20 protein-coding genes, 1 tRNA gene and 1 riboswitch are annotated in these 22,319 nt (G+C 73.1%); of the genes, 5 read left to right on the forward strand and 16 right to left on the reverse strand.

The features are described 5' to 3' along the window. Nucleotides 1–439: 439 nt before the first annotated feature. From rplL to Y09_RS07380, 7 genes are all read right to left on the reverse strand, one after another. A complete protein-coding gene (gene rplL, locus Y09_RS07350; protein ID WP_010550346.1) occupies nt 440–829 on the reverse strand; it encodes a 50S ribosomal protein L7/L12 in 390 nt (129 codons plus the stop codon). A gap of 146 nt (nt 830–975) precedes the next feature. Beyond that, a complete protein-coding gene (gene rplJ, locus Y09_RS07355) occupies nt 976–1,494 on the reverse strand; it encodes a 50S ribosomal protein L10 (protein WP_010550347.1) in 519 nt (172 codons plus the stop codon). A gap of 869 nt (nt 1,495–2,363) precedes the next feature. Then, nucleotides 2,364–3,083, reverse strand: coding sequence for a 50S ribosomal protein L1 (gene rplA, locus Y09_RS07360; protein WP_010550348.1), 720 nt, complete (start codon nt 3,081–3,083; stop codon nt 2,364–2,366). Between the two features lie 5 nt (nt 3,084–3,088). After that, the gene (gene rplK, locus Y09_RS07365; RefSeq protein ID WP_010550349.1) at nt 3,089–3,520 is read right to left on the reverse strand and encodes a 50S ribosomal protein L11; all 432 of its coding nucleotides are present in this window, start codon (nt 3,518–3,520) and stop codon (nt 3,089–3,091) included. Between the two features lie 263 nt (nt 3,521–3,783). Next, entirely contained in the window at nt 3,784–4,689 is a 906-nt protein-coding gene (nusG, locus tag Y09_RS07370; protein ID WP_053917144.1) for a transcription termination/antitermination protein NusG, read from the reverse strand. 76 nt (nt 4,690–4,765) lie between these two features. Next, on the reverse strand, nt 4,766–5,032 hold the full coding sequence (gene secE, locus Y09_RS07375; RefSeq protein ID WP_053917145.1) for a preprotein translocase subunit SecE: 267 nt from the start codon (nt 5,030–5,032) through the stop codon (nt 4,766–4,768). Between the two features lie 62 nt (nt 5,033–5,094). After that, nucleotides 5,095–5,167: transfer RNA gene (locus Y09_RS07380), tRNA-Trp, on the reverse strand. 220 nt (nt 5,168–5,387) lie between these two features. Here Y09_RS07380 and Y09_RS07385 point away from each other — a divergent pair. Both Y09_RS07385 and Y09_RS07390 read left to right on the forward strand, forming a co-directional pair. Further along, the gene (locus Y09_RS07385) at nt 5,388–6,614 is read left to right on the forward strand and encodes a pyridoxal phosphate-dependent aminotransferase (protein WP_053917146.1); all 1,227 of its coding nucleotides are present in this window, start codon (nt 5,388–5,390) and stop codon (nt 6,612–6,614) included. Beyond that, complete coding sequence (locus tag Y09_RS07390) at nt 6,611–7,660, forward strand: adenosine deaminase (protein WP_053917147.1); 1,050 nt, start codon at nt 6,611–6,613, stop codon at nt 7,658–7,660. The genes Y09_RS07385 and Y09_RS07390 overlap by 4 nt, the downstream gene beginning before the upstream one ends. A gap of 76 nt (nt 7,661–7,736) precedes the next feature. Here the strand turns inward: Y09_RS07390 and galK are convergent, their stop codons facing one another. From galK to Y09_RS07410, 4 genes are all read right to left on the reverse strand, one after another. Continuing rightward, on the reverse strand, nt 7,737–8,978 hold the full coding sequence (gene galK, locus Y09_RS07395) for a galactokinase (RefSeq protein WP_053917148.1): 1,242 nt from the start codon (nt 8,976–8,978) through the stop codon (nt 7,737–7,739). Nucleotides 8,979–9,138: 160 nt separating this feature from the next. Beyond that, complete coding sequence (locus tag Y09_RS07400; RefSeq protein ID WP_053917149.1) at nt 9,139–10,215, reverse strand: beta-propeller fold lactonase family protein; 1,077 nt, start codon at nt 10,213–10,215, stop codon at nt 9,139–9,141. After that, complete coding sequence (locus tag Y09_RS07405) at nt 10,212–11,714, reverse strand: threonine/serine exporter ThrE family protein (RefSeq protein ID WP_053917150.1); 1,503 nt, start codon at nt 11,712–11,714, stop codon at nt 10,212–10,214. Before Y09_RS07405 ends, Y09_RS07400 begins: the two co-directional genes overlap by 4 nt. 92 nt (nt 11,715–11,806) lie before the next feature. Continuing rightward, nucleotides 11,807–12,097, reverse strand: a complete 291-nt coding sequence (locus Y09_RS07410; RefSeq protein ID WP_053917151.1) for a DUF3017 domain-containing protein — start codon at nt 12,095–12,097, stop codon at nt 11,807–11,809. Between the two features lie 84 nt (nt 12,098–12,181). On the opposite strand from Y09_RS07410, the gene aspA reads away from it, so the two are divergent. Beyond that, a complete protein-coding gene (gene aspA, locus Y09_RS07415; protein WP_053917152.1) occupies nt 12,182–13,714 on the forward strand; it encodes an aspartate ammonia-lyase in 1,533 nt (510 codons plus the stop codon). Between the two features lie 75 nt (nt 13,715–13,789). Here aspA and ppk2 read toward each other — a convergent pair whose 3' ends face one another. The 3 genes from ppk2 to purN form a co-directional block, all read right to left on the reverse strand. Beyond that, the gene (gene ppk2 / locus Y09_RS07420; RefSeq protein WP_053917153.1) at nt 13,790–14,695 is read right to left on the reverse strand and encodes a polyphosphate kinase 2; all 906 of its coding nucleotides are present in this window, start codon (nt 14,693–14,695) and stop codon (nt 13,790–13,792) included. A 183-nt stretch (nt 14,696–14,878) separates the two neighbouring features. Continuing rightward, on the reverse strand, nt 14,879–16,534 hold the full coding sequence (gene purH, locus Y09_RS07425) for a bifunctional phosphoribosylaminoimidazolecarboxamide formyltransferase/IMP cyclohydrolase (RefSeq protein ID WP_053917154.1): 1,656 nt from the start codon (nt 16,532–16,534) through the stop codon (nt 14,879–14,881). A 29-nt stretch (nt 16,535–16,563) separates the two neighbouring features. After that, nucleotides 16,564–16,645, reverse strand: a riboswitch (ZMP/ZTP riboswitch). 124 nt (nt 16,646–16,769) lie between these two features. Next, the gene (gene purN / locus Y09_RS07430; RefSeq protein WP_053917155.1) at nt 16,770–17,342 is read right to left on the reverse strand and encodes a phosphoribosylglycinamide formyltransferase; all 573 of its coding nucleotides are present in this window, start codon (nt 17,340–17,342) and stop codon (nt 16,770–16,772) included. A gap of 158 nt (nt 17,343–17,500) precedes the next feature. On the opposite strand from purN, the gene Y09_RS07435 reads away from it, so the two are divergent. Then, entirely contained in the window at nt 17,501–17,929 is a 429-nt protein-coding gene (locus Y09_RS07435) for a hypothetical protein (protein ID WP_053917156.1), read from the forward strand. Here the strand turns inward: Y09_RS07435 and Y09_RS07440 are convergent. Continuing rightward, nucleotides 17,907–19,451, reverse strand: coding sequence for a DUF6350 family protein (locus Y09_RS07440; protein ID WP_053917157.1), 1,545 nt, complete (start codon nt 19,449–19,451; stop codon nt 17,907–17,909). The two genes, Y09_RS07435 and Y09_RS07440, sit on opposite strands and share 23 nt — an antisense overlap. Nucleotides 19,452–19,609: 158 nt before the next feature. Between Y09_RS07440 and Y09_RS07445 the strand changes: the two genes are divergently transcribed. Further along, nucleotides 19,610–20,908, forward strand: coding sequence for an isochorismate synthase MenF (locus Y09_RS07445; RefSeq protein WP_053917158.1), 1,299 nt, complete (start codon nt 19,610–19,612; stop codon nt 20,906–20,908). Between the two features lie 109 nt (nt 20,909–21,017). Here the strand turns inward: Y09_RS07445 and Y09_RS07450 are convergent. Continuing rightward, nucleotides 21,018–22,319, reverse strand: a 1,302-nt coding sequence (locus Y09_RS07450) for a S1C family serine protease (protein WP_053917159.1), incomplete at its 5' end; no start/stop codon positions are given.

Consider the following 22,319-nt stretch of genomic DNA (forward strand, 5'->3'; position numbering starts at 1 on the left):
GAGACAAGGCCCCCGAAAGGGCTCCTCCATCCGCGTCGGCCGCTATATGCCTGGCGCGGGGTTCTCGTCGGCGCGTCCTGCCCGTCTGTCTCGACCGGCCCGGCGGTGTCATCACACCGGGCGCATGCGGCAGGATCAGCCCCGTACGGGAAAAAGTGTGGACGGAAATCGTCCCGCAGTCAAGCAGGCGGGGCCTGTGACGGGGTGTCGGGCCATGTCAGAGGCGATTCCTCGGAGCCTCGCGCAGAGATCGTGCCGGCGCTGCGCCCCGATGCCTGGGGCCCGAGAGCCGGCCGGGCGCGGGCCTGGATCGTGCCCGTGCGCGCCGCTCCCCCGCTGCGGACATGCGGAAGGGCCGCCCCGCGCGATGCGGAACGGCCCTTCCAGGGGCAGTGCGACTGCCGTCAGATGAGGCGCACGCCGGGGCGTGCGCCGGAGATCACTTGACGGTGACGGTCGCGCCGGCCTCCTCGAGCTTCGCCTTGGCGGCCTCGGCGTCCTCCTGCTTGACACCCTCGAGGACGGGCTTGGGGGCCTCGTCGACGAGCGCCTTGGCCTCCTTCAGACCGAGGGAGGTCAGGCCGCGCACCTCCTTGATGACGGCGATCTTCGCGGAGCCGGCCGACTCGAGGATGACGTCGAACTCGGTCTTCTCCTCCTCGGCGGCGGCCTCGCCACCACCGGCGGCGGGAGCGGCACCGGCGACGGCCACGGGGGCGGCGGCGGTGACGTCGAAGACGTCCTCGAACTGCTTCACGAACTCGGAGAGCTCGATGAGGGACATCTCCTTGAAAGCTTCGATGAGCTCGTCGTTGCTGAGCTTCGCCATGAGGGCGTTCCTTCCTGTAGGCGGGACCTGCGTCCCTGCGGTGTTGAGCGGCGCTCACGCGCCGGGTCTTGCGATCCGGATGCTCCGACGGGGCAGCCGGGGGACAGCGCTGTGGCTGTGGTGCGGAAGCCGGTGAGCCGGGAGGCTCAGGCGGCTTCCTGCTTGGCCCGCAGCGCGTCCACGGTGCGCGCCGTCTTGGACAGCGGTGCAGCGAACACTGCGGCGGCCTTGGACATCGACGCCTTCATGGCGCCGGCGGCCTTGGCCAGCAGGACCTCGCGGGACTCGAGGTCCGCGAGCTTCTGGACGTCCTCCTGCGAGAGCAGCTTGCCCTCGAAGTAGCCGGACTTGACCACGAGCTTGTCGTGGGTCTTGGCGAAGTCACGCAGAGCCTTCGCAGGCTCCACCGGCTCGCCCTTGATGAAGGCGATCGCGGTCGGCCCGCTGAGCGTGCCGTCGAACACGTCGATGCCGGCCTCGCGGGCGGCGATCTCCGTGAGCGTGTTCTTCACCACGGCGTAGGTCGTCTCGGAACCCAGCGCACGACGGAGCTCCTTGAGCTCCCCCACGCTGAGCCCGCGATACTCGGTGATGACGGCGGCGTCGGACTCGCGGAACATGTCCGCGATCTCCGCGACGGCGTCCACCTTCTCGGGATTCGCCATGGCCCTCCTTCCAGAGGTCTCTCGCCACCGGGTGAAGGGCCCTTGAACAGGAAAAGGCCTCGACACGCAGGTGTCGAGGCCAGCACGCACGATCCGGCTCCCCGGGAGCAGCTGCTCCTCAGAGGGCGCGACCGTGCGGGTCGCGTTCGTTCACCTGCGCAGGCCGTCCCGTGGGGACTTCTTCGGTCGCTCTCCGGGTGGAGGGCGACGACCGGCGGTCTTCGGTAGGTCCAGAGTAGTGCAGGGACGGGGGCGCGCGCCACGGTACGGGCGGCGGTCTCCGTCACAGTCCGACGACGAGCGGCGGGAGGTGGGCGGTGGGAGGTGGGCGGCGGGCGGCGGGCGGTGGGCGGCGTGCGCCGGGTGGTGGGCGGCGTGCGCCGGGTGGTGGGCGGCGGGCGCCGGGTGGTGGGCGGCGTGCGCCGCGAGATGGGCCGCTCGAGGCGCCCGGCGGCGGGAGGCCGGGGTCCTGCCCACCGCGGGACGGCGATCAGCCGACGCTCAGCCCTCTGCGCCCCCTCCCCCACCGGCACCGGATCTCCGTACCGCGCAGCGCTCGGCGCACCTGTTCGACGGGAAGTACCAGCAGAGCGGTACCGGACGTCGAACAACTCCCTTGCCGGCGGCGATGCACCCCGCGACGCGGCCAGTGACTGACTTGATCGACGGGAGGTACCGGTGAAGCGGTACCGGACGTCGAACAACCCGACAACCGGGGCGGCCCCGCGCATTAGTTCGACGGGACGTACCAGCAAAGCGGTACCGGGCGTCGAACAACTCCCTGCCAGTGGCGATGCGCCCCGCACAGTACGGCGCCCCGCCCACCTGAGCGGTGGGCGGGGCGCCGAGATTCGAGGAGTCGAGGAGGCTCAGGCCTCGTCGGTGTCCTCGAGGAGGTTGCGGGTACGGTTCACGTCGACCGGGATGCCGGGGCCCATGGTGGTGGACACGGTGATCTTCGTGATGTAGCGCCCCTTGGACGCGGACGGCTTGAGACGGAGGATCTCGTCCAGCGCCGCGACGTAGTTCTCGACGAGCTGCTTGTCGGTGAAGGAGACCTTGCCGACGATGTAGTGCAGGTTCGCCGCACGGTCGGTGCGGAACTCGATCTTGCCGCCCTTGATGTCGCCCACGGCCTTGGTGACGTCCATGGTCACGGTGCCGGTCTTGGGGTTCGGCATGAGGCCGCGGGGGCCGAGCACGCGGCCCAGCTTGCCGACCTTGCCCATCAGGTTCGGGGTGGCGACGGCCGCGTCGAAGTCGGTCCAGCCGCCGGCGACCTTCTCGATCAGGTCGTCGTCGCCGACCTCGTCGGCGCCCGCCGCGAGAGCGGCCTCGGCCTGCGCGCCGGACGCGAAGACGATGACGCGGGCGGTCTTGCCGGTGCCGTTGGGCAGGTTGACGGTGCCGCGCACCATCTGGTCCGCCTTGCGGGGGTCGACGCCGAGACGCATCGCGACCTCGACGGAGGCGTCGAACTTCGCCGGGCTGGACTTCTGCGCGAGGCGCAGGGCGTCCAGCGGGGAGTACGCGCGGCCCTCTTCGATCAGAGCGGCGCCGTTCTTGTAAGCCTTGCTACGGAATGCCATCGTTCTCAGCCCTCCACCGTGATGCCCATGGAACGAGCGGTGCCCTCGACGATCTTCGCCGCGGCCTCGATGTCGTTCGCGTTCAGATCAGGCATCTTGGTCTCCGCGATCTCGCGGACCTGAGCCTGGGTGATCTTGCCGACCTTGTCGGTGTGCGGGACGGCCGAGCCCTTCTGGAGGCCGGCGGCCTTCTTGATGAGCTCCGCCGCCGGCGGGGTCTTCGTGATGAAGGTGAACGAGCGGTCCTCGTAGACCGTGATCTCGACGGGGATGATGTTGCCACGCTGATCGGCGGTGCGATCGTTGTAGGCCTTCACGAACTCCATCATGTTCACGCCGGCAGCGCCGAGCGCGGGACCCACGGGCGGCGCAGGGGTGGCCTGGCCGGCCTGGATCTGGAGCTTGATGATGCTCGCGATCTTCTTCTTGGGAGCCATTGCTCTTCCTTACTGTGGTGTGGTCCGGGCGGAGCTCATCACGCGCTCCTCCCACTGCAGGAGCCGCGCCCCGAGGGGCTCGGATCCGGGATGCGACGTTACCTGCACGTCGCGGCGGCGTCGACCTCGATCAGGCGTGATCTCGGTCGTACTCCCCCACCGGGGAGCCCGTCCGGCCGGAGCCGGGCGCGCCGCGGGGATTCGGGGCGGACGCGGGCGAGGGGCCGCGCGCCCGAGGGTCCGCACGAGGCGGACCGGGCTGCTCAGATCTTGGCGACCTGGTCGAAGCCGAGCTCGACCGGGGTCTCGCGGCCGAAGATCGACACGAGCACCTGGAGCTTCTGGGCCTCGGCGTGGATCTCGGAGATCGTGGCCGGCATGGTCTCGAAGGGGCCGTCCATGACGGTGACGGACTCGCCGACCTGGAAGTCGGGGACCTTCTGCGCGGCCGCGGGCTTCGAGGAGGAGCCGGACGAGCCGGAGGAGCGCTTCTTCTCGGGCAGGCCGACGGACGGCGCGAGCATCGAGAAGATCTCGTCGAAGGTGAGCGGGGTGGGCTCGGTCGCGTTGCCGACGAAGCCGGTCACGCCGGGGGTGTCGCGCACGACGCGCCAGGACTCGGTGGTCAGGTCCATGCGCACCAGCACGTAGCCGGGGATGCGCACGCGGCGGACGATCTTCTTCTGGCCGTTCTTGACCTCGGTCGCGTCCTCCATCGGGACCTGGACCTCGAAGATGAACTCCTCCATGTCCATGGTCTCGGTGCGCGTGGCGAGCTGGGTCTTCACGCGGTTCTCGTGCCCGGAGTAGGAGTGGATGACGTACCACTCGCCGAGCGCGGAGCGCAGGTGCATGCGCAGCTGCTGGACCGGGTCCTCCTCGGGCTCCTCGGCCGCGGGGGCGTCGTCGGCCTCCTCAGCGACCGGGGCCTCGTCGGCGTCAGCCGGCTCGTCGGATTCGTCGGTCTCGACGGGCGCCTCGGCGCTCTCGTCGTCGGCCGGTGCGTCGTCGTCGGGGAGCTCCGCGTCGAGCTCGGCGTCCTCGGCCGCGGTCTCCTCGGCGGCGACGTCCTCGCCCGCGGCCTGGCCGGTCGGGGCCGAGGCGGAGAAGGAGAGGGTGTCGTCGACGTCGTCGAAGGACTCGTCGGGGGTAGAGGTCGTCTCGCTCATCGGCGGGAACCTGCCTTCCTGGCTGCGGTGGACTGGTCGGTCACAGGGCTGTGCGAGGTGCGGATCAGGCGCCCGCTCACACGTCGGGGACCGTGAAGGCGATCCGCGAGATCCAGCTGAAGGCGGCGTCGAGCCCGAAGATCAGCAGGATCATGAAGGCGACGAAAAGCAGCACCGTGATCGAGTACAGGATCAGCTCGCGCCTGCTGGGGACGACCACCTTGCGCAGCTCGGCGATCACCTGACGGATGAACAGCCCGATGGCCAGGAACGGGTTCTTCGACCCGGAGCCCTGGGCGTCACCGGTGCGCGGTGCCGACGGGGCGTTCTGGCTGGAGTTCACAGGGAGCTATCCGATCTCGTCGAGGTCATCCGCATCCGGCCGGGTGACCCCGGCCGGACCGGCAGGGCAGACAGGGCTCGAACCTGCAACCTGCGGTTTTGGAGACCGCTGCGCTACCAATTGCGCCACTGCCCTTCACGGGGACGAGCCCCGTGCGGTCGCCTCGCCCGGTCCCGGGACGTGCCCCGAGTGGCCTGAGCGATTCTGACCAGCGACCAGCATACAAGCCGATGGGGGCTCGTGCGAATCGGCCCGCATCACGTCACATTCCGGCGCCCCAGGGAGTCCCGGCGCGCCCCGTTCCCGAGGGGCGTCCATCCTGGCGGCGCGGGGCGGGCTCTGCCACGATAGTCGGGTGACCACCGACGACGCACGCACTCCCGCCTCCCGTTCCCGCATCTCGCAGCGCATCGGCGCGATCGAGCCCTCCGCGACCCTCGCGGTCGACGCGACCGCCAAGGCGCTCAAGGCCGCCGGTCGGCCCGTCATCGGCTTCGGCGCCGGAGAGCCCGACTTCCCGACCCCCGCGCACATCGTCGACGCCGCCGTGGAGGCCGCGCGCGATCCGCGCAACCACCGTTACTCCGCGACCGCGGGGCTGCCCGAGCTGCGCGAGGCCCTCGCCGCATCGGTCTCGGCCACGACGGCGCTCGAGATCGACCCGGCCCAGGTGCTGGTGACCAACGGAGGCAAGCAGGCCGTGTTCCAGGCCTTCGCGACCGTGCTGGACCCGGGCGATGAGGTGCTGCTGCCCGCCCCGTACTGGACCACCTACCCCGAGGCGATCCGCCAGTCGGGCGCGGCCGAGGTCCCCGTCCTCGCCGGCGCCGACCAGGGCTACGTCCCCACCGTCGCGCAGCTCGAAGCCGCCCTCACCGACCGCACCCGCGCCCTGGTGCTGTGCTCCCCCTCGAACCCGACCGGCGCGGTGCTCTCCCCCGAGCAGGTCGAGGAGATCGGCCGCTGGGCGCTCGAGCACGGGCTGTGGGTGATCACCGACGAGATCTACCAGTCCCTCACCTACGGCGACATGCCCTTCACCTCGGTGCTGAAGGCCGTCCCCGAGCTCGCCGACACCACGATCCTGCTCGGCGGCGTGGCGAAGTCCTTCGCGATGACCGGCTGGCGGGTGGGCTGGATGGTGGGGCCCCTCGACGTCATCAAGGCGGCCTCGAACCTGCAGTCCCATCTCACCTCCCACGTCAACAACATCGCCCAGCGGGCGGCGCTCGCGGCGCTGACGGGGCCGACGGAGCCCGTCGAGGAGATGCGCCTCGCCTTCGACCGGCGTCGGCAGCTGATCGTCGAGAAGCTCTCCGCGATCGACGGCTTCACCGTGCCGACGCCCACCGGCGCGTTCTACGTCTTCCCCGACGTGTCGGCGCTGCTGGGCCGGGAGATCCGCGGCCGGAAGGTGACCAGCTCGACCGAGCTCGCGACCGTGATCCTCGAGGAGGCGGAGGTCGCCGCCGTGCCGGGCGAGGCCTTCGGCGCCCCCGGCCACCTGCGCTTCTCCTACGCCCTCGGGGACGAGGACATCGTCGAGGGCATCGACCGGGTGGCCGCGCTCCTGGCGGGATGAGCCCCTCCCCCGCCGGATCGGGCCGCGACCTGCGGACCCTGCCCAAGGCGCATCTGCACCTGCACTTCACGGGCTCGATGCGTCCGACGACGCTGTGGGAGCTGGCCGCGGAGCGGGGCATGCGACTGCCCCGCTCGCTCACCGACGACGTGGCCCTGCAGGTCGAGCCCGACCGGCGCGGATGGTTCCGCTTCCAGCGCCAGTACGACACCGCCCGCGCGGTCGTCGACTCGGCCTCGGCGATGCGGCGCCTGCTCCACGAGGCGGTGGAGGACGACGCCGCCGAGGGCTCGGGCCGGCTCGAGCTGCAGGTGGACCCGACCAGCTATGCGCCCTTCGTCGGCGGGATCACCCCCGCGGTCGAGATCGTGCTGGACCAGGCCGAGCGCTCCGAGGCGGAGACCGGGGTCAGCGTCGGGATCGTGGTGGCCGCCTCCCGCACCCGGCATCCGCTGGACGCCCGCGCCCTGGCCCGGCTCGCGGCGCGCAGCGCCGGTCGGGTGATCGGCTTCGGGCTCTCCAACGACGAGCGACGCGGTGACACCGAGGACTTCGCCCCCGCCTTCCGCATCGCGCGGGAGGCCGGGCTGCTGTCGGTGCCGCACGGCGGGGAGCTGCTGGGGCCCTCGCACGTGCGGGAGGTCGTCGAGCACCTGCGACCGGACCGTCTGGGTCACGGGGTGCGCGCCGCCGAGGACCCGCAGCTGCTGGAGCACGTGGTGGGGGCCGGGATCGGGTTCGAGCTCTGCCCGGCCTCGAACGCCTCCCTCGGCGTGCTCGAGCACGCCGAGGACGTGCCGCTGCGCCGTCTGATGGAGGCCGGGGCGCAGATCGCGCTCGGCGCGGACGACCCGCTGCTGTTCGGCTCCCGGCTGCTGGACCAGTACGAGACCGCGCGGCGGATCGGGCTGGACGACGCCGAGCTCGCCGACCTCGCCGCCTCCTCGGTCCGTCTCTCGGCCGCTCCCGAGCCGGTCCGCTCCCGGCTCCTCGCGGGGGTGCGGGACTGGCTCGCGGCGCCCGCGCCCGGGGACGCGACGCGCTGACGACGGTGCCGCACGGGCGGCGGGGAAGCACCGACGACGGCGGGACGTCGTCAGGCGGTGCTTCCGGCGTCGCGGCTCAGCGGTCCTGTCCGGCGCCCTCCGAAGGCAGGGCCAGGAAGAACTCCGGCGCGGTGAAGCCGGCGGCCTCGAAGGCGGCGGCGATCGCCTCGGCGACCTGCTGCGCCTGCTCCGCCTCGACCAGCGCGATGGTCGAGCCGCCGAATCCGCCGCCGGTCATGCGGGCACCGTGCGCGCCGGCCGTGCGGGCGGTGTCCACGGCGAGGTCGAGCTGCGGGACGGTCACCTCGTAGTCCTCGCGCAGCGAGTCGTGGGAGGCGTTCAGCAGCGCGCCGAGCTCCGCGACGTGCGCGCGCACCGTCCCGGCGGCGAGCAGCGCATCGAACTCCTGCACGCGCTGGATCTCTGTGATCACGTGGCGGGCGCGGCGGCGCACGACCTCGTCGTCGATGCTCGCCAGGAGCTCCTCGAGCCGGGCCTGATCCGCATCGCGCAGGGTCGGCACGCCGAGCGCCTCAGCGGCGCGCTCGCTGTCCGCACGGCGCGCCGTGTACTCCCCGTCGACGTGGGAGTGCTCGGCGCGGGTGTCGGTGATGAGCAGGGCGAGGCCCTGTGAGGCGAGGTCCCAGGGCACCGCGCGGGTGGAGAAGTCCCGGCAGTCCAGGAACAGGGCGTGGCCCTCACGGGAGAGGACCGAGGCGGACTGGTCGAGCCCGCCCGTGGAGGCGCCGGCGAAGTCGGTCTCGGCGGTGATCGCGGCGCGCACCCGATCCAGCGGCGTGGTGCCCAGGGTCAGCAGCGCCTCGATCGCCTCGGCGGCGGCGCACTCGAGCGCGGCCGAGCTGGACAGGCCCGCCCCGAGCGGGACCTGCCCGTCGATGAGGATGTCCATGCCCTGGGTGACGGCGCCGGAGATGAAGGGGCGCAGCGCCCAGAGCACGCCGGCGACATAGGCGGGCCAGCCCTCGACCGCGCCGGGCTCGAGCTCGGCCGCGTCGAGGTCGAGCTCGAGGTCGTCCTGGGCGGAGCGCAGACGCACCCGCGAGGTGGGGGTGCGGGCGGCGGCGGCGAAGCAGCGGTGCGAGATCGCCATCGGCAGGCAGAGGCCGTCCTGGTAGTCGACGTGCTCGCCGATGATGTTGACGCGGCCCGGCGCGGACCAGACCCCGTCGGGCGCGTAGCCGAAGGACCGCTCGAACCTCTCGGCGGCGCGATCGGCGGCCGCGGAGCGCTCCGGTGCGGCCGAGAGCACCGCTCCCTGCCGAGCGGGAGCGGTGCGGGAGTCAGCGGCAGCGGTCATCGGGAAGGGTCCTTCCAGGACGGGGCGAGGGCACGACGGAACCCACCGGCCGACCGGTAGGGCGCCGGTGAGTCTATCCGTCTCGCGGCCACCGTCGGCAACAGGTCCGCTGCGGAGCCGCTCACCCGCGTCCGGGGAGACCGCTCCCGGGACGCGGTCCTCAGGCCACCGGACGCACCGCGAGGCACGCGACCGACGGGGCGGGGATCGGCTCCCCGACCCGCGAGAGCTCCTCGCCGCGACGGCGCAGCACGTCGATCCGGTCGCCCTCCTGCGCGGCGACCAGCACCAGGTCGCCCCACTGGGTGAAGTGACGCGGGTGCGCGCCCACCTCGACCTCGGCCACGCGCTGCGGCCGCATCGCGTCGAGGGAGAGCAGGGAGAGGGTGTCGGGGCCGCGGTTGGCGACCAGAAGCGCGGACTCGTCGGCGACGAGCTCGATGTGGGAGAGCGCGGCGGCGGACTCACTGCCGCTGGCCGGCATCATCGAGCGCACGGCCCAGCGGCGCGGCGCCTGCGGCATGACGGCGGGGACGGAGCGGGGCGAGGTCTCGTGGGCGCGCACGGCGGTGGCGACCATGCCGGAGCGCTCGCAGGCGATGTGGATCTGCTCGGACTCGTGGTCGGCCACGAGGTGGCGCGGCCCGTTCCCCCGGCTCAGCGAGATCTCGCCGGCGATGTCGATCATGCCGCCGGCGCCCTGGCGGTACAGCAGCACGCGGTCCAGGCCGAGGTCGGGGACGGCGAGGGCCTCGGTGCCGGGCAGCGCCACGACCTGGTGCGGGTGCGGCGCCGTCTCCGCGATGCCGTCGGTCAGCTCGTGGTGGTCGTCGACGTCGATCTGCGCGGTGGGCAGGCCCTCCTCGTCCAGGCCCACCGTCGCCACGGAGCCGGAGCCGTACTGGGCGATCACGAGGGAGCGGCCGTCGCTGCCGTGGGCGAGGTGGCAGCCGCCCGCCCCGTCCAGCGCGAGGTCCGCGACGACCTCCGCCCGCGCCCCGTCCTCGCCCACGCGCACGGTGACCACCCGCGTCGGCTCGGTCTCGAGCACCGCGTGCAGCAGGGTGCCGTCCTCGCTCCACAGCACGAAGGAGGGGTCGGGCAGGTCGACGGCGGCACGACGCTCGACGGCGAGGCCCTGCCCGTCGGACCGCAGGGCCAGCAGCTCGATGCCGCGGCCGCGGCCGGTGCCGCTGGTGGAGTAGCCGGCGACGGCCAGCAGTGCGTTCTCGGTCATGGGACCTCCTCGTCCTCGTCGCGGCGCTCCCCGCGGTCGCGGTCCACGAGATCCGCGGGGGGCTCGAGGTCGTCGAGCAGGTCCGCGTCCTCGAACAGAGCCGGTGACAGCGCCGTCATCTCTCCGGTCATCGTAGACGGCTCGATCACCGGAGTGCCGCGACGACGCCGCATCGACCGCGTGCCAAGCGAGAGACGGCGACGGCGCATGGTGGTGAAGGGCGACGAGATCGCCGGGGTGTAGGCGATGCCGCTGCGGCGGAAGTAGGGCATGATCCGCGAGGAGATGAGCTGGCCGAGCACGACGCCCGCGGCGATCGCGATCGCGACCTGCGCCGCCTCGAGCAGCTCGGAGATGCCCACCGAGAGGTCGTCCTGCAGCCCGAGCAGGCCGCGGTAGATCCGGCTGCCGGGCACCAGCGGGATCACCCCGGCCATGACGAAGGCGAGGGAGGGGGCACGCACCCGGTCGGCGAGCGCGGTCGCGACCAGGCCGGTGAGGAAGGCGGCGACGCCGACGGCGACGGTGCGGTCGTTCAGCGTCCCGGTGATCAGGTGCGAGACGAGGCCCGAGCCGGCGGCGACCAGCGCGGCCATCAGCAGCAGCCGGGGCGGGGTCTGGGTGCCGACACCGTAGCCGAGCCCCATGCCGAGCCCCGAGATCAGCACCACCAGCGCCGTCGTGATCGACAGCGGCATCGACGCGGTCACGGAGATGTCCGCGCCGATCGCGTCGGCCGCGAGCAGCCCGGCGCGCACGCCCACCACGATGCCGACGGTGAGCATGAGCGTCTCGAGCATGCGTCCCGCGGCGGTGATGTACCAGCCCGTCACCGCGTCCTGCACGGCGCTGATCGAGGAGAGCCCCGCGAGCTGCACGATCAGGCACGAGACCACGACGATCGAGGAGTTCTCGGTGGGGTCGATCGCGCTGACCCCGATCGCCGCGGCGACGGCGACGAGCCCGCCGAGCGCCTGGCTGTAGAACGGCGGGATGCTCCACCGGGCCAGCAGCTCCGCCGCCGCGATCAGCAGCCCGGCGGCGAGGGTCGCGGCGACCACGACGAGGCTGCCGGCGCCGAAGCTGAGCGCGGCCGCGCCGCCCATCACCGCGAAGCCCGCGACCACGAGCACCAGCCGGTACAGCGGCTGGCGCTGCGGGACCGCGGCGGCCCGGTGCCGGGCCTCGTCCAGCGGCAGCTCCCCGGAGAGGTACTGGTGGGAGATGTCCTCGAAGGCGGCCAGGCGCGCGAAGTCCTGGGTCTGCTCCCCTGCCGAGCGGACCCTCGTGAACGGGGTCGCGGACTCGTCGGCGAGATAGGAGATCGTGACCTCGTTGAAGGTGACCTGCACGGAGACGTTGCGCAGGCCGGACGAGCTGGTCACCCGCAGCACCGTCGCGGTGACCTCCGAGGCGGCGGCACCGTTGGTGAGCAGGCCCTCCCCGATCCTCATCGCGAGGTCGAACACGGCATGGAGCCGGGCGGAGTCGGTGGGCACGCACAGATCGTCCCACACCGCGGGCGGGCCCCGCTCCCGCCGGCGGGCCGACGAAGCTCACACCCCGACGGGCCCTCCCGGAGCGCTTCGGGTCAGAGGTTCGGCGAGGTGCTCAGCACCGCGATGCCGAGCGCGAGGGCGAGCAGCACCGCGACGTCGAGGCCGCGGGAGCGGACGGCGAGCGCGCCGACCGCCCGCACCGGCAGCAGGGCCCGCATCAGCGCGAGGACCAGCAGCAGGGCCGCCAGGAGCACGCCGGCCAGCGGCGCCGACAGCGTCGCCCCGACCAGGACGATCAGCGCGAGCGCGGGCAGGGCGAGAGTGAGCACCGCCTGCCGCCGCAAGGCGGCGCGGAGCGTGTGGGGGGATCGGGGCGCGCGCACCCGGCCATCGTACGGGCCACGCCCCGCTACCCTGGCAGGGGCCGGCAGAGCCGTCGGCCACAGCGACATCTGGAGGATCCCACGATGACCAGCCCCGGTGCGACGTCGACCGGCACCCGCCGTGAGCACGATCTGCTCGGAGACCGCGACGTCCCCGCCGATGCCTACTACGGCGTCCAGACCCTGCGGGCGAACGAGAACTTCCACATCACGGGGGTGCAGCTGCAGCACTTCCCCCGGATGATCGAGGCCCTCACCCAGGTCAAGCGTGCCGCCGCCCGCGCCAACCATCGCCTGGGGGCGCTCGACGACGAGCGCTTCGCGGCGATCGACCGCGCCTGCGAGGAGATCATCGGCGGCGCCCTCCACGAGCACTTCATCGTGGACATGATCCAGGGCGGGGCCGGCACGAGCACGAACATGAACGCCAACGAGGTGATCGCCAACCGCGCGCTGGAGATCCTCGGGCACGAGAAGGGGCAGTACGACCGGCTGCACCCCAACAACCACGTCAACCTCGGCCAGTCCACCAACGACGTCTACCCCACCGCGATCCGGCTGACGATCATGCTGTCCTTCCCGGCGCTGGCCGAGGCGATGGACCACCTGATCTCCACCCTGCGCGCGAAGGGCGAGGAGTTCTCCTCGGTCCTGAAGATGGGGCGCACCCAGCTGCAGGACGCGGTCCCGATGACGGTGGGCCAGGAGTTCCACGCCTGGGCCACCACGATCGAGGAGGACGTCCAGCGCCTCACCCGCACCGCGACGCTGTTCCAGGAGATCAACCTCGGCGCGACGGCGATCGGCACCGGCATCACGTCCGATCCGCGCTATGCGGCGATGGCCACGGCCGAGCTCGCGGAGCTGACCGGGGTGCCCTTCGTGGTCTCCGCCGACCTGGTCGAGGCCACCAGCGACACCGGCGCCTTCGTGACCTTCTCCGGGATCCTCAAGCGCATCGCGGTGAAGATCTCGAAGATCTGCAACGACCTGCGCCTGCTGAGCTCCGGGCCGCGGGCCGGCCTGCACGAGATCAACCTGCCGGCCGTGCAGCCGGGCAGCTCGATCATGCCCGGCAAGGTGAACCCCGTGATCCCGGAGGTCGTCAACCAGGTCGCCTACGAGGTGATCGGCAACGATCTCTCGGTGACCTTCGCGGCCGAGGGCGGTCAGCTGCAGCTGAACGTGTTCGAGCCGGTGATCGCCTTCAACATCCTCGAGTCCACGCAGATCATGACCCGCGCGATGAACACTCTCGCCGACCGCTGCGTCGCCGGGATCACCCTGAACGAGGAGGTGCTGGCGGACTATCTGCACCGCTCGATCGGGGTGGTCACGGCGCTGGTGCCGGTGATCGGGTACGCGGCCGCGACGGAGGTCGCGGAGGAGGCGCTGGCGACGGGCCGTCCGGTCCGGGACCTGGTGCTCGAGCGCGGCCTGCTGGACGAGGCCCGTCTGGCCGGGCTGCTCTCCCCCGCCTCGATGACCTCGCCGCGCCGAGCGACGGCCACCGGCACCATCCCGGCGCTGGACGAGGAGCCGGAGCCGGTCGCCGCGCCGGAGCAGCCCGACTCGGGCGAGATGGCGCTGCCGCCCACGGAGCGCCTGGACTTCTGAGCCGCATCGGACGGCCGACGGGCCGGTCACCCCCAGGGGTGACCGGCCCGTCGCGCGAGCGGCGCCGTCAGCGGCTCACTCGTCGGCCTCCTCCATCTTGCCGCGCATGACCAGCTTCGGGTCCGGGCTCCCCACGATCTCGTGGTCCTTGTCCTCGTACTCGAACTGGGAGAGGAAGTAGCGCATCGCGTTCAGGCGGGCGCGCTTCTTGTCATTGGAGCGGATGATCGTCCACGGCGCGTACTTCTTGTCCGTGCGGCGGAACATCTCCTCCTTGGCCTCGGTGTACGCCTCCCAGCGGTCCAGCGACTCGAGGTCCATCGGGGAGAGCTTCCAGCGCCGCACCGGGTCCAGCTGCCGGATCGCGAAGCGGGTGCGCTGCTCCTTCTGCGAGACGGAGAACCAGAACTTGGTGAGGTGAATGCCGGAGTCCACCAGCATCCGCTCGAAGTAGGGGACCTGGTTCATGAAGGTCTCGTACTGCTCGGGGGTCGCGAAGCCCATCACCCGCTCGACGCCGGCGCGGTTGTACCAGGAGCGGTCGAAGAGCACCATCTCGCCCTCGGTGGGCAGGTGCTGGACGTAGCGCTGGAAGTACCACTGGCCGCGCTCGCGGTCGCTGGGCTTGTTCAGCGCGACGACGCGGGCGGTGCGGGGGTTGAGGTGCTCGGTGAAGCGCTTGATCGTGCCGCCCTTGCCGGCCGCGTCGCGCCCCTCGAAGATGATGACGGCCTTCTGGTCGTTGTCCTCGAGCCAGTACTGGAACTTCAGCAGCTCGACCTGGAGCTGGTACTTCTGCAGCTCGTACTCCTCCCGGTCCATCCGGGTCTCGTACGGGTACCCCTCCTGCCAGGTGTAGACCGGGTTCCCCTGAGGGTCGATCAGGTCCGGGTCCGGGGTGTGGCCGTCCTGGACCGAGTACCCCTCCTCGCGCAGGTGCTCGATGTACTCGCGCAGGCTCTGGTTGTCGGGGATCTTCACGGTCACTCCTTCGGCGCTCGCTGGTGGATGCGCCCAAGCTTAGAGGTCACGGATGGACCGGAGGTGAACAGAGGTCCTCCGCCATCGGGGATCCCTGCCCGGGATCGGCGCAGGCCGACGCGGGCAGGGCGGGGCGGCGCCGCCCGTCCGGGCCGGGCGGCGCGGACGGGCGGTGCCGGACGGTCAGTGGGCGAAGTGGCGGGTGCCGGTGAGGTAGAGCGTGACGCCCGCGGCACGGCACGCCTCGATCACCTCGTCGTCGCGGATCGAGCCGCCGGGCTGGACGATCGCCCGCACCCCGGCGTCCAGCAGGATCTGCACCCCGTCGGCGAAGGGGAAGAAGGCGTCCGACGCGGCGACCGCGCCGCGGGCCCGCTCCGGCGCGGCCTCTCCCTCGGCGTGCTCGCCGAGGGTGTTGGCGCGGGAGACGGCCAGGCGGCAGGAGTCCAGGCGGTTGACCTGGCCCATCCCGATGCCGACGGCGGCGCCATCCGCGGCCAGCAGGATCGCGTTGGACTTCACGGCGCGCACCGAGCGCCAGGCGAACTCGAGGTCGGCGAGGGTCGCCTCGTCGGCCGCCTCGCCCGCGGCGAGCGTCCAGCCGGCGGGGGCGTCGCCGCCTGCGTCGATGCGGTCCGCGTCCTGGATCAGCATGCCGCCCCAGATCTCGCGCATCTCGACGCCGCGGGAGTACTCCCCCTCGAGCTTCAGGATGCGGAGGTTCTTCTTGGTGCGCAGCAGCTCGAGGGCCTCGTCCTCATAGCCGGGGGCGAGGATCACCTCGGTGAAGATCGGCTTGACCTGCTGGGCCATGGCGAGGGTGACCGTGCGGTTCGCCGCGATCACGCCTCCGTACGCGGAGACGGGGTCGGTGCCGTGGGCGCGAGCGTGGGCGAGGGCGATGTCCTGGCCCTCGTCGACCACGGCGACGCCGCAGGGGTTGTTGTGCTTGACCACGGCGACGGCGGGGCGGGCGTGGTCGTGGGCGGCGCGCACCGCGGCGTCGGCGTCGACGTAGTTGTTGTAGCTCATGGCCTTGCCGCCGAGCTGCTCGGCGCCCGCGATGCCCGGGACGGTCTCGTCGGTGACGGCGAGCCGGGCCCTCTGGTGGGGGTTCTCGCCGTAGCGGAGGGTCGCGGTGATGCCGAGCTCGGCCGCGTCGGCGTCGGAGAGGTCGAGGATCGAGGGGATCTCCTCCTCGTCGGCCTCGACCTCGGCCTCGGCGTCCGCGTCGTCCTCGGCGAGCTGGCCGAGCATCCAGTCGCTGATCGCCTCGTCGTACTCGGCGGTGCGGGTGAAGGCGATGGTGGCGAGCTCCTGGCGCTCGGCGAGGGTGAAGCCGCCCTCCGCCGCGGCCTCGGCCGCGATCGGGTAGCCCTCGGGGTCCACCACCACGGCGACGGAGGCGAAGTTCTTCGCGGCGCCGCGCACCATGGTCGGGCCGCCCACGTCGATCTTCTCGATGATCTCCGCGAAGCTGCCGCCGGCGGCGACGGTCTCGGCGAAGGGGTAGAGGTTCACGACCACGAGGTCGAAGGGGGCGATGTCGTGCTCGGCGAGCTGGTCGCGGTGGGACTCCAGTCGCTGGTCGGCGAGGATCCCGCCGTGCACGCGCGGGTGGAGGGTCTTGACGCGGCCGTCGAGCATCTCGGGGAAGCCGGTGACGGACTCCACCTCGGTCACGGCGATGCCGGCGTCGCGGATCGTGGAGGCGGTGGAGCCGGTCGAGACGATCTCCGCGCCCTGCTCGGCGAGGGTGCGGGCGAGGTCGACGATGCCGGTCTTGTCGAAGACGGAGAGGAGGGCTCGGCGGATCGGGCGGCGTTCTGCGGTGCTCACGTGGCGTGCTCCTGTTCGGATCTGCTTGCGGAGGGCACCCAGGCGGTCGATGCCCCCGACGTCACAACACTCCCCGGTGGTCCCCCACCTGCGCCAGTCGTGTGGGGCCCAGCCTAGCGGGCGGCGCGGACGTCTCCGACCCCGGCGAGCGGCGCTGAGACCCCGTCGCGGGTCCCGGGGGCCGCGACGGGGCGGCGCCACCGGCCCCGATGGACGGCGGGACGGGCCGCGGGACTCAGCGGGCGCCGGCGAGTCCGCGCACGACCTCGACCAGCAGCGGCTGCTCGACGGCCTTGATCCGTTCGTGGAGGGCCTCCTCGGTGTCCTCCTCGAGCACGTCCACGGCGCGCTGGGCGAGGATCCGCCCGGTGTCCACGCCCGCGTCGACCTCGATCACGCTGCAGCCGGTGACCTTCACGCCGTGGGCGAGGGCGTCGCGCACGCCGTGGGCGCCGGGGAAGGCGGGCAGCAGAGCGGGGTGGGTGTTGATGATCCGGCCGCCGAAGGACTCGAGCAGCGGGGGGCCGACGAGCTTCATGAATCCGGCGAGCACCACGAGCTGCGGATCGTGGGCGGCGACGGCGGCGGTGAGGGCGCGGTCCCAGGCGGCGCGGTCGGGGTGGTCGCGCAGGGCCACCACCTCGGTGGGGATGCCGGCGGCGCGGGCGTGCTCGAGGCCGGAGGCCTCGCGGTCGGCGAGGACGGCGACCACCTCGTAGGGGCACTGCTCCTCCGCCGCGGCGGCGAGGAGGGCGGCGAGGTTCGAGCCAGTGCCGGAGATCAGGACGACGACAGGGGTGCGGGTCACCGTCCCAGGGTAGTGCGCGGCGCAGCCGGGGGCCCGCCGAGGCGGCGGGGCCGGGGGTGGGGGCCCGCGGCGGCGGTGGGGCCAGGGGCCCGCCGCGGCGGCGGGGCGGGACGCCGCCCCGCCGGCCGGTCGACGACGTCAGCCGCGGGCACGGCACAATGGGTGGGGTGAACAGCGATTCCGACTCGTCCCCGCGCTCCGACGTCGCTCCGGAGAGGCGCCATCGCCGCCGGGTGGGCGCGCTCGCGATCGCGCTGCTCGCCTCGTGGCTGCTGATGATGCTGCCGCTGCCGCTCTCGCTGCTGGCGGGGGTGACCGGGCTGGTCGCGCTCGTGCTGCTGGTACCGGTGATCGTCCAGTCGGTGAAGGACCGGCGCTGGTCGATGGTGGTGATCGGGGGTCTGCTCGGCGTCCCGGCGACGCTGATGATCATCTCCGGGGCGCTGCTGAGCACCCTGTTCTACGGCCCGCTCGCCGAGCTCGAGGAGTGCCGCTCCTCGGCGATCACGGAGCAGTCGCGCACCACCTGCGACTCCGAGGCGCAGGGGTCGATGGTCGACTGGCTCAGCGGCCTGCTCGGGGGCTGAGCGGATCCTCGTCCGCGGGCGGCTCGGTCGGGCCCTCGTCGGCATCGTCGGCAGCGGCATCGTCCTTGGCGTCCGCGCTCCGGGCGTCCTCGTCCCGGGCGTCGTCGGCCGTGTCCGCATCGTCGTCCGTCGCGCCGTCGGCGTCCTGCCCGTCGGCGTCCGTCCCGTCGGAGTCCGTCCCCTCGGTCCTCCAACGCCAGCCGAAGCTCCCCCGCGTGCCAGTGCTCCCCCGCCGGCCGGCGTCCTCGCCGCGCTCCTCGGACTCGGCGGCGTCCACGCGCTCGCGCAGGGACGCGATGGTGCGCCGCGTCCACGGCACGAGGTCCGTGGCGAGGACGGCGAGCACGAGCCCGGTCGCGAGCACGACCACGCCGAGCAGCGGCAGCACGAGGGTGCCCATGGCGGGGCCGAGGTGCACCAGGCGGCCGTCGCCGATCCCGCCGGTGGTGAGCCCGGCGAGCAGCAGCACCGCGACGACCACCACGACCGGGTAGGCGATCCAGGCCGTGATCTGCTCGCGCCGCTCGAGCTCGGCCACGTCCCGCACCAGGGAGACGGCGCCGAGGCCGACGGCGAGCGCGGGCACCAGCATCAGCGCCCAGGTCGCTCCCGGCAGGTCGCCCGGCTCGGGCAGCGCGCCGAGGATCGGGAGGGCCGGCAGCACGCCGGTCTGGACCTCGGCGAGGGAGATCCCGGTGGAGGTGCCCACCACGACCGTGCCGCCCAGCAGCACCACCAGCGCCCACACCGCCAGCAGCGGCAGTAGGGCGAGCTGGACGAGGGTGAGCACCAGGCCGCCGACGATCCCGGGGGCGAGCTGGTCGAAGAGCGCGGACTGGGCCGGCACGTGCGTGAGCATCAGGACCAGCACCAGCAGCATCCCGGCGCCGAACAGACCCAGCACCGCCAGCAGGGCGGAGCGGGCGACCGCGCCGTAGGGGGCGGGCAGCAGCTCGAGCACCCGCACGCCCGGCACCGCGGTGATGGGCTCGCGCCGCAGCGACCACAGCAGGCCGATCAGTCCGCCGCTGACGGCGACCAGCGCCCCGGAGACGACGGCGGAGGTCACCATCGGCGCGGCATCGGCGCTGCGGCCGATCGCGGCGAGCACGGCGAGGCCGATCGCGTAGGTCCCGCCGAAGGCGGCGAGGGAGACGCCCGCATCCCGCAGCGCCCCGACGCGCAGCACGCCGTCGCCGCGCACGAGCTCGAGGCGGTGGCCGACCCGGCGCAGCGACAGCGCGGCCAGGAGCACGAGCAGGATCTGCAGGCCGACGGGGGTGAGCGTCACCGCCCCGCCGATCACGCCGGTGCTCAGCACGACCCCGCCGCCGTGCCCGAGCACCAGGACGTTCAGCGCGATCAGCACGGCGTCCAGCGCGGTGGCGCTCGAGGCGGTGCCGGCGACCTGAGCCGCCAGCGCCGGCACGACCACCACGGCCAGGCCGATCCCGAGCACGGACAGCGCCGCGAGGAGCCCGCGCACCAGGGGCGTCGTGATGCTGTCGCCGTCTGTGCTCACGCGATGCTCCTCGGGAGGTGGGGGAAGGCGCCCGGTCGGTGCCGGGCCCGCGGTCTCTCGCCGGACCATGGTCGCACCTCGCCCCCTCCGCAGGACGCATCCGGGGACGGGACGCGGGTCACGGCGCGGCGGCGCGGGGGTGTCGCATAATGACACGGATGTCCGCTCCTCTCACGCGTCCCGACCTCTCCGCACCCGCCTCCGCGACGCCGCTCGTGCGCACCGTGCGGATCGAGGAGCCGATGGACCTGCTGGGCCATGTCCCCGCGGGGGTCTCCGGCGCCTGGCTGCGGCACGGCCAGGGTCTGGTGGCCGTGGGCCGGGCCTGGTCGGTGCGCACCACCGGCCCGGACCGCTTCGCGGCCGCGAGCGCCGCCTTCCGCGAGCTCGCCTCCCGCGCCCGGGTCGACGACGAGGTGCGGGTGCGCACCAGCGGCCTGATCGCGCTGGGCTCCTTCTCCTACGCGGGCACCTCGGAGCGCCCCTCGACGCTGCTGGTGCCGCGCGCGCTGCTCGGCGTCCACGACGGGGAGGCCTTCCTCACGGTCGTCGGGATCGACGAGGAGCCGGAGCTGCCGGCCTCGTGGCGCGACCTGTTCCCCTCCTCCCCCGTCGACGTGCCCGCGGCCTCGCCGCTCGAGCTCGAGGCGGACCACACGCCCGACGAGTACCAGGCGCTGGTCCAGCAGGCCGTGGGCGAGATCCGCTCCGGCGCCGCCGAGAAGGTCGTGCTCTCCGAGCGCACCTCGGTGCGCACCCCGGAGCCGCTCTCCCCCGCCCTGCTGCTCACGCGGCTCGCCCGCGCCTACCCGAGCACCTGGGTGTACCACCTCGAGGACGTGATCGGCGCGAGCCCGGAGATGCTCGCCCAGACGGAGGACGGGCGGGTCTTCTCGCGCGTGCTGGCAGGGTCCCGGCCGGCGGCCGACGACGGCGAGCTCGACGAGGCGGACCGTCGGGCGTTCCGCGCCGATCGCAAGGAGCGCTCCGAGCACGCCTACGCGGTGGACTCCGTGGTCGAGCGGCTCGAGGACCTCGCCGCGGAGATCGAGGTCTCCGCGGAGCCGTTCGTGCTGCGCCTGCCGGGGCTCGAGCACCTCGCCTCGGACGTCTCGGCCCGCCTGCACGAGGGGGTGACGAGCCTGGACGTCGCCGCGCGCCTGCACCCCTCGGCGGCGGTCTCCGGCACCCCGCGCGAGCGGGCCGACGAGATCATCGCCCGCCTCGAGCCGCACGACCGCGGCGGCTACGCCGCCCCGGTGGGCTGGATGGACGCGAGCGGCGACGGCCAGTGGGCGATCGCGCTGCGGATGGCGCACCTGACCGGGGAGCGCTCCGCGGTGCTGCAGGCCGGGGGCGGGCTGGTCGCGGCCTCCGACCCGGTCTCCGAGCATGCCGAGGCGCTCGCGAAGTGCCGTCCGATGCTGCGGTCCCTGCGCGGCGACGCCGAGGCCTGAGGTCCGGGGCGCGGCGCCCGAGGGCACGGGACGAGGCCCTGCGTCGTACTGCGCCGCCCGCCACGTCGCCGCCCGAGCGACGGCCGGACGGGCACGAGGTCTCCCCTGCTCAGCCCTCCCGGGCCGCGAGGGTGATCTCGAGCGTCTGCACCTTCCCGTCGCGCACCAGCTCGAGCGTGTGGGTGGAGCCGACCTCGAGGCCGCGCACGATGCCGGTCAGGGCGCCCGCCCCGCCGACGGGGGTGTCGTCGATCCCGGTGATGAGGTCCCCCTCTGCCAGTCCCGCCTCCGCCGCGGGGCTGCCCGGCTCCACGGCGACGACCTCCGCGCCGCGGTAGCCGGCGCTGCCGTCGTCGGCCGTGCCGTCGGTGGTGGTCACGCCGACGAAGGCGTGCTGGACGGTGCCGCCGTCCTGGAGCTGCTCGGCGACCAGCATCGCCGTGTTCGCGGGGATCGCGAAGCCGAGCCCGATGCTGCCGGCCTGCCCGGACTCGTTGGGGATCGAGGCGATCGCGGTGTTGATGCCGATCACCTGCCCGGCGGCGTCCACGAGCGGTCCGCCGGAGTTGCCGGGGTTGATCGCGGCGTCGGTCTGGATCGCGGAGGTGAACGTGGTGTCGGAGCCGTCGGTCTCCTCGCCGGTGGCGCTGACCGGCCGGTCCAGCGCCGAGACGATGCCGGTGGTGACCGTGTTCTCGAGGCCGAGGGGGGTGCCCAGCGCCATCACGGGCTGGCCCACGGCCACGGTGGAGGAGTCCGCGAAGGTCGCGGGCTGCAGGTCCTCGGGCGGGTCCTCCAGGCGGATCACGGCGAGGTCGGTCGAGGGGTCGGTGCCCACGACGCTCGCGGCGAAGCTGCGTCCGTCGCTGGTGGTGACCTGCAGGGACTCGGCGTCGCCGGCGACGTGGTCGTTGGTGAGGATCGTGCCGTCCTCGTCGAGGACCACGCCGGTCCCCTGGCTGGTGCCGGAGACGGTGGAGGAGAGGATCGAGACGGCGCTCGGGGAGACCTGCTCGGAGATCGCGGGCCAGTCCGGGTCCTCCGCGGTGGTCGTCGCGGCAGGTCGCGCTTCGGAGGTCTGCGAGCCCTGCGCCGCGGCGACCGGCTCGTCCCCCTGCAGCTGGTCGTAGGCGACGACGCCGCCGAGGGTGAGCCCGCTGGAGAGCAGCATCCCGGCGAGCACGAGGGCGCTGGTCCCGCCCCAGCCCGGCCCGAGGCGGGGCGCGGCCGTCCCGGCGGCCCCGGTGGCGACCGGCGCGGGGGCGCCGGAGCCGGCAGCGGCGGGCCCGTGGACGGCGTGATCGAACGGGGAGGCGGTGGCCGGGAGCTGCTCGGTCGCCTCGGCCGACGAAGCGCCCTGGACCGGAGCCGCGCCGTAGGCCGGGCCTGCGCCGTAGGCCGGGCCTGCGCC

The organism is Brachybacterium sp. SW0106-09 (assembly GCF_001293905.1).
In the GTDB taxonomy this organism is placed as follows: Bacteria; Actinomycetota; Actinomycetes; order Actinomycetales; family Dermabacteraceae; genus Brachybacterium; species Brachybacterium conglomeratum.

Excerpts from the sequence above, each read along its gene's own strand:
- Y09_RS07390 (WP_053917147.1), top strand. The coding sequence starts at position 6,611 with ATGAGCCCCTCCCCCGCCGGATCGGGCCGCGACCTGCGGACCCTGCCC.
- rplA (WP_010550348.1), bottom strand. The coding sequence starts at position 3,083 with ATGGCATTCCGTAGCAAGGCTTACAAGAACGGCGCCGCTCTGATCGAA.
- Y09_RS07400 (WP_053917149.1), bottom strand. The coding sequence starts at position 10,215 with ATGACCGAGAACGCACTGCTGGCCGTCGCCGGCTACTCCACCAGCGGC.
- rplJ (WP_010550347.1), bottom strand. The coding sequence starts at position 1,494 with ATGGCGAATCCCGAGAAGGTGGACGCCGTCGCGGAGATCGCGGACATG.
- rplL (WP_010550346.1), bottom strand. The coding sequence starts at position 829 with ATGGCGAAGCTCAGCAACGACGAGCTCATCGAAGCTTTCAAGGAGATG.
- rplK (WP_010550349.1), bottom strand. The coding sequence starts at position 3,520 with ATGGCTCCCAAGAAGAAGATCGCGAGCATCATCAAGCTCCAGATCCAG.
- Y09_RS07445 (WP_053917158.1), top strand. The coding sequence starts at position 19,610 with ATGTCCGCTCCTCTCACGCGTCCCGACCTCTCCGCACCCGCCTCCGCG.
- galK (WP_053917148.1), bottom strand. The coding sequence starts at position 8,978 with ATGACCGCTGCCGCTGACTCCCGCACCGCTCCCGCTCGGCAGGGAGCG.
- Y09_RS07435 (WP_053917156.1), top strand. The coding sequence starts at position 17,501 with ATGGGTGGGGTGAACAGCGATTCCGACTCGTCCCCGCGCTCCGACGTC.
- aspA (WP_053917152.1), top strand. The coding sequence starts at position 12,182 with ATGACCAGCCCCGGTGCGACGTCGACCGGCACCCGCCGTGAGCACGAT.
- nusG (WP_053917144.1), bottom strand. The coding sequence starts at position 4,689 with ATGAGCGAGACGACCTCTACCCCCGACGAGTCCTTCGACGACGTCGAC.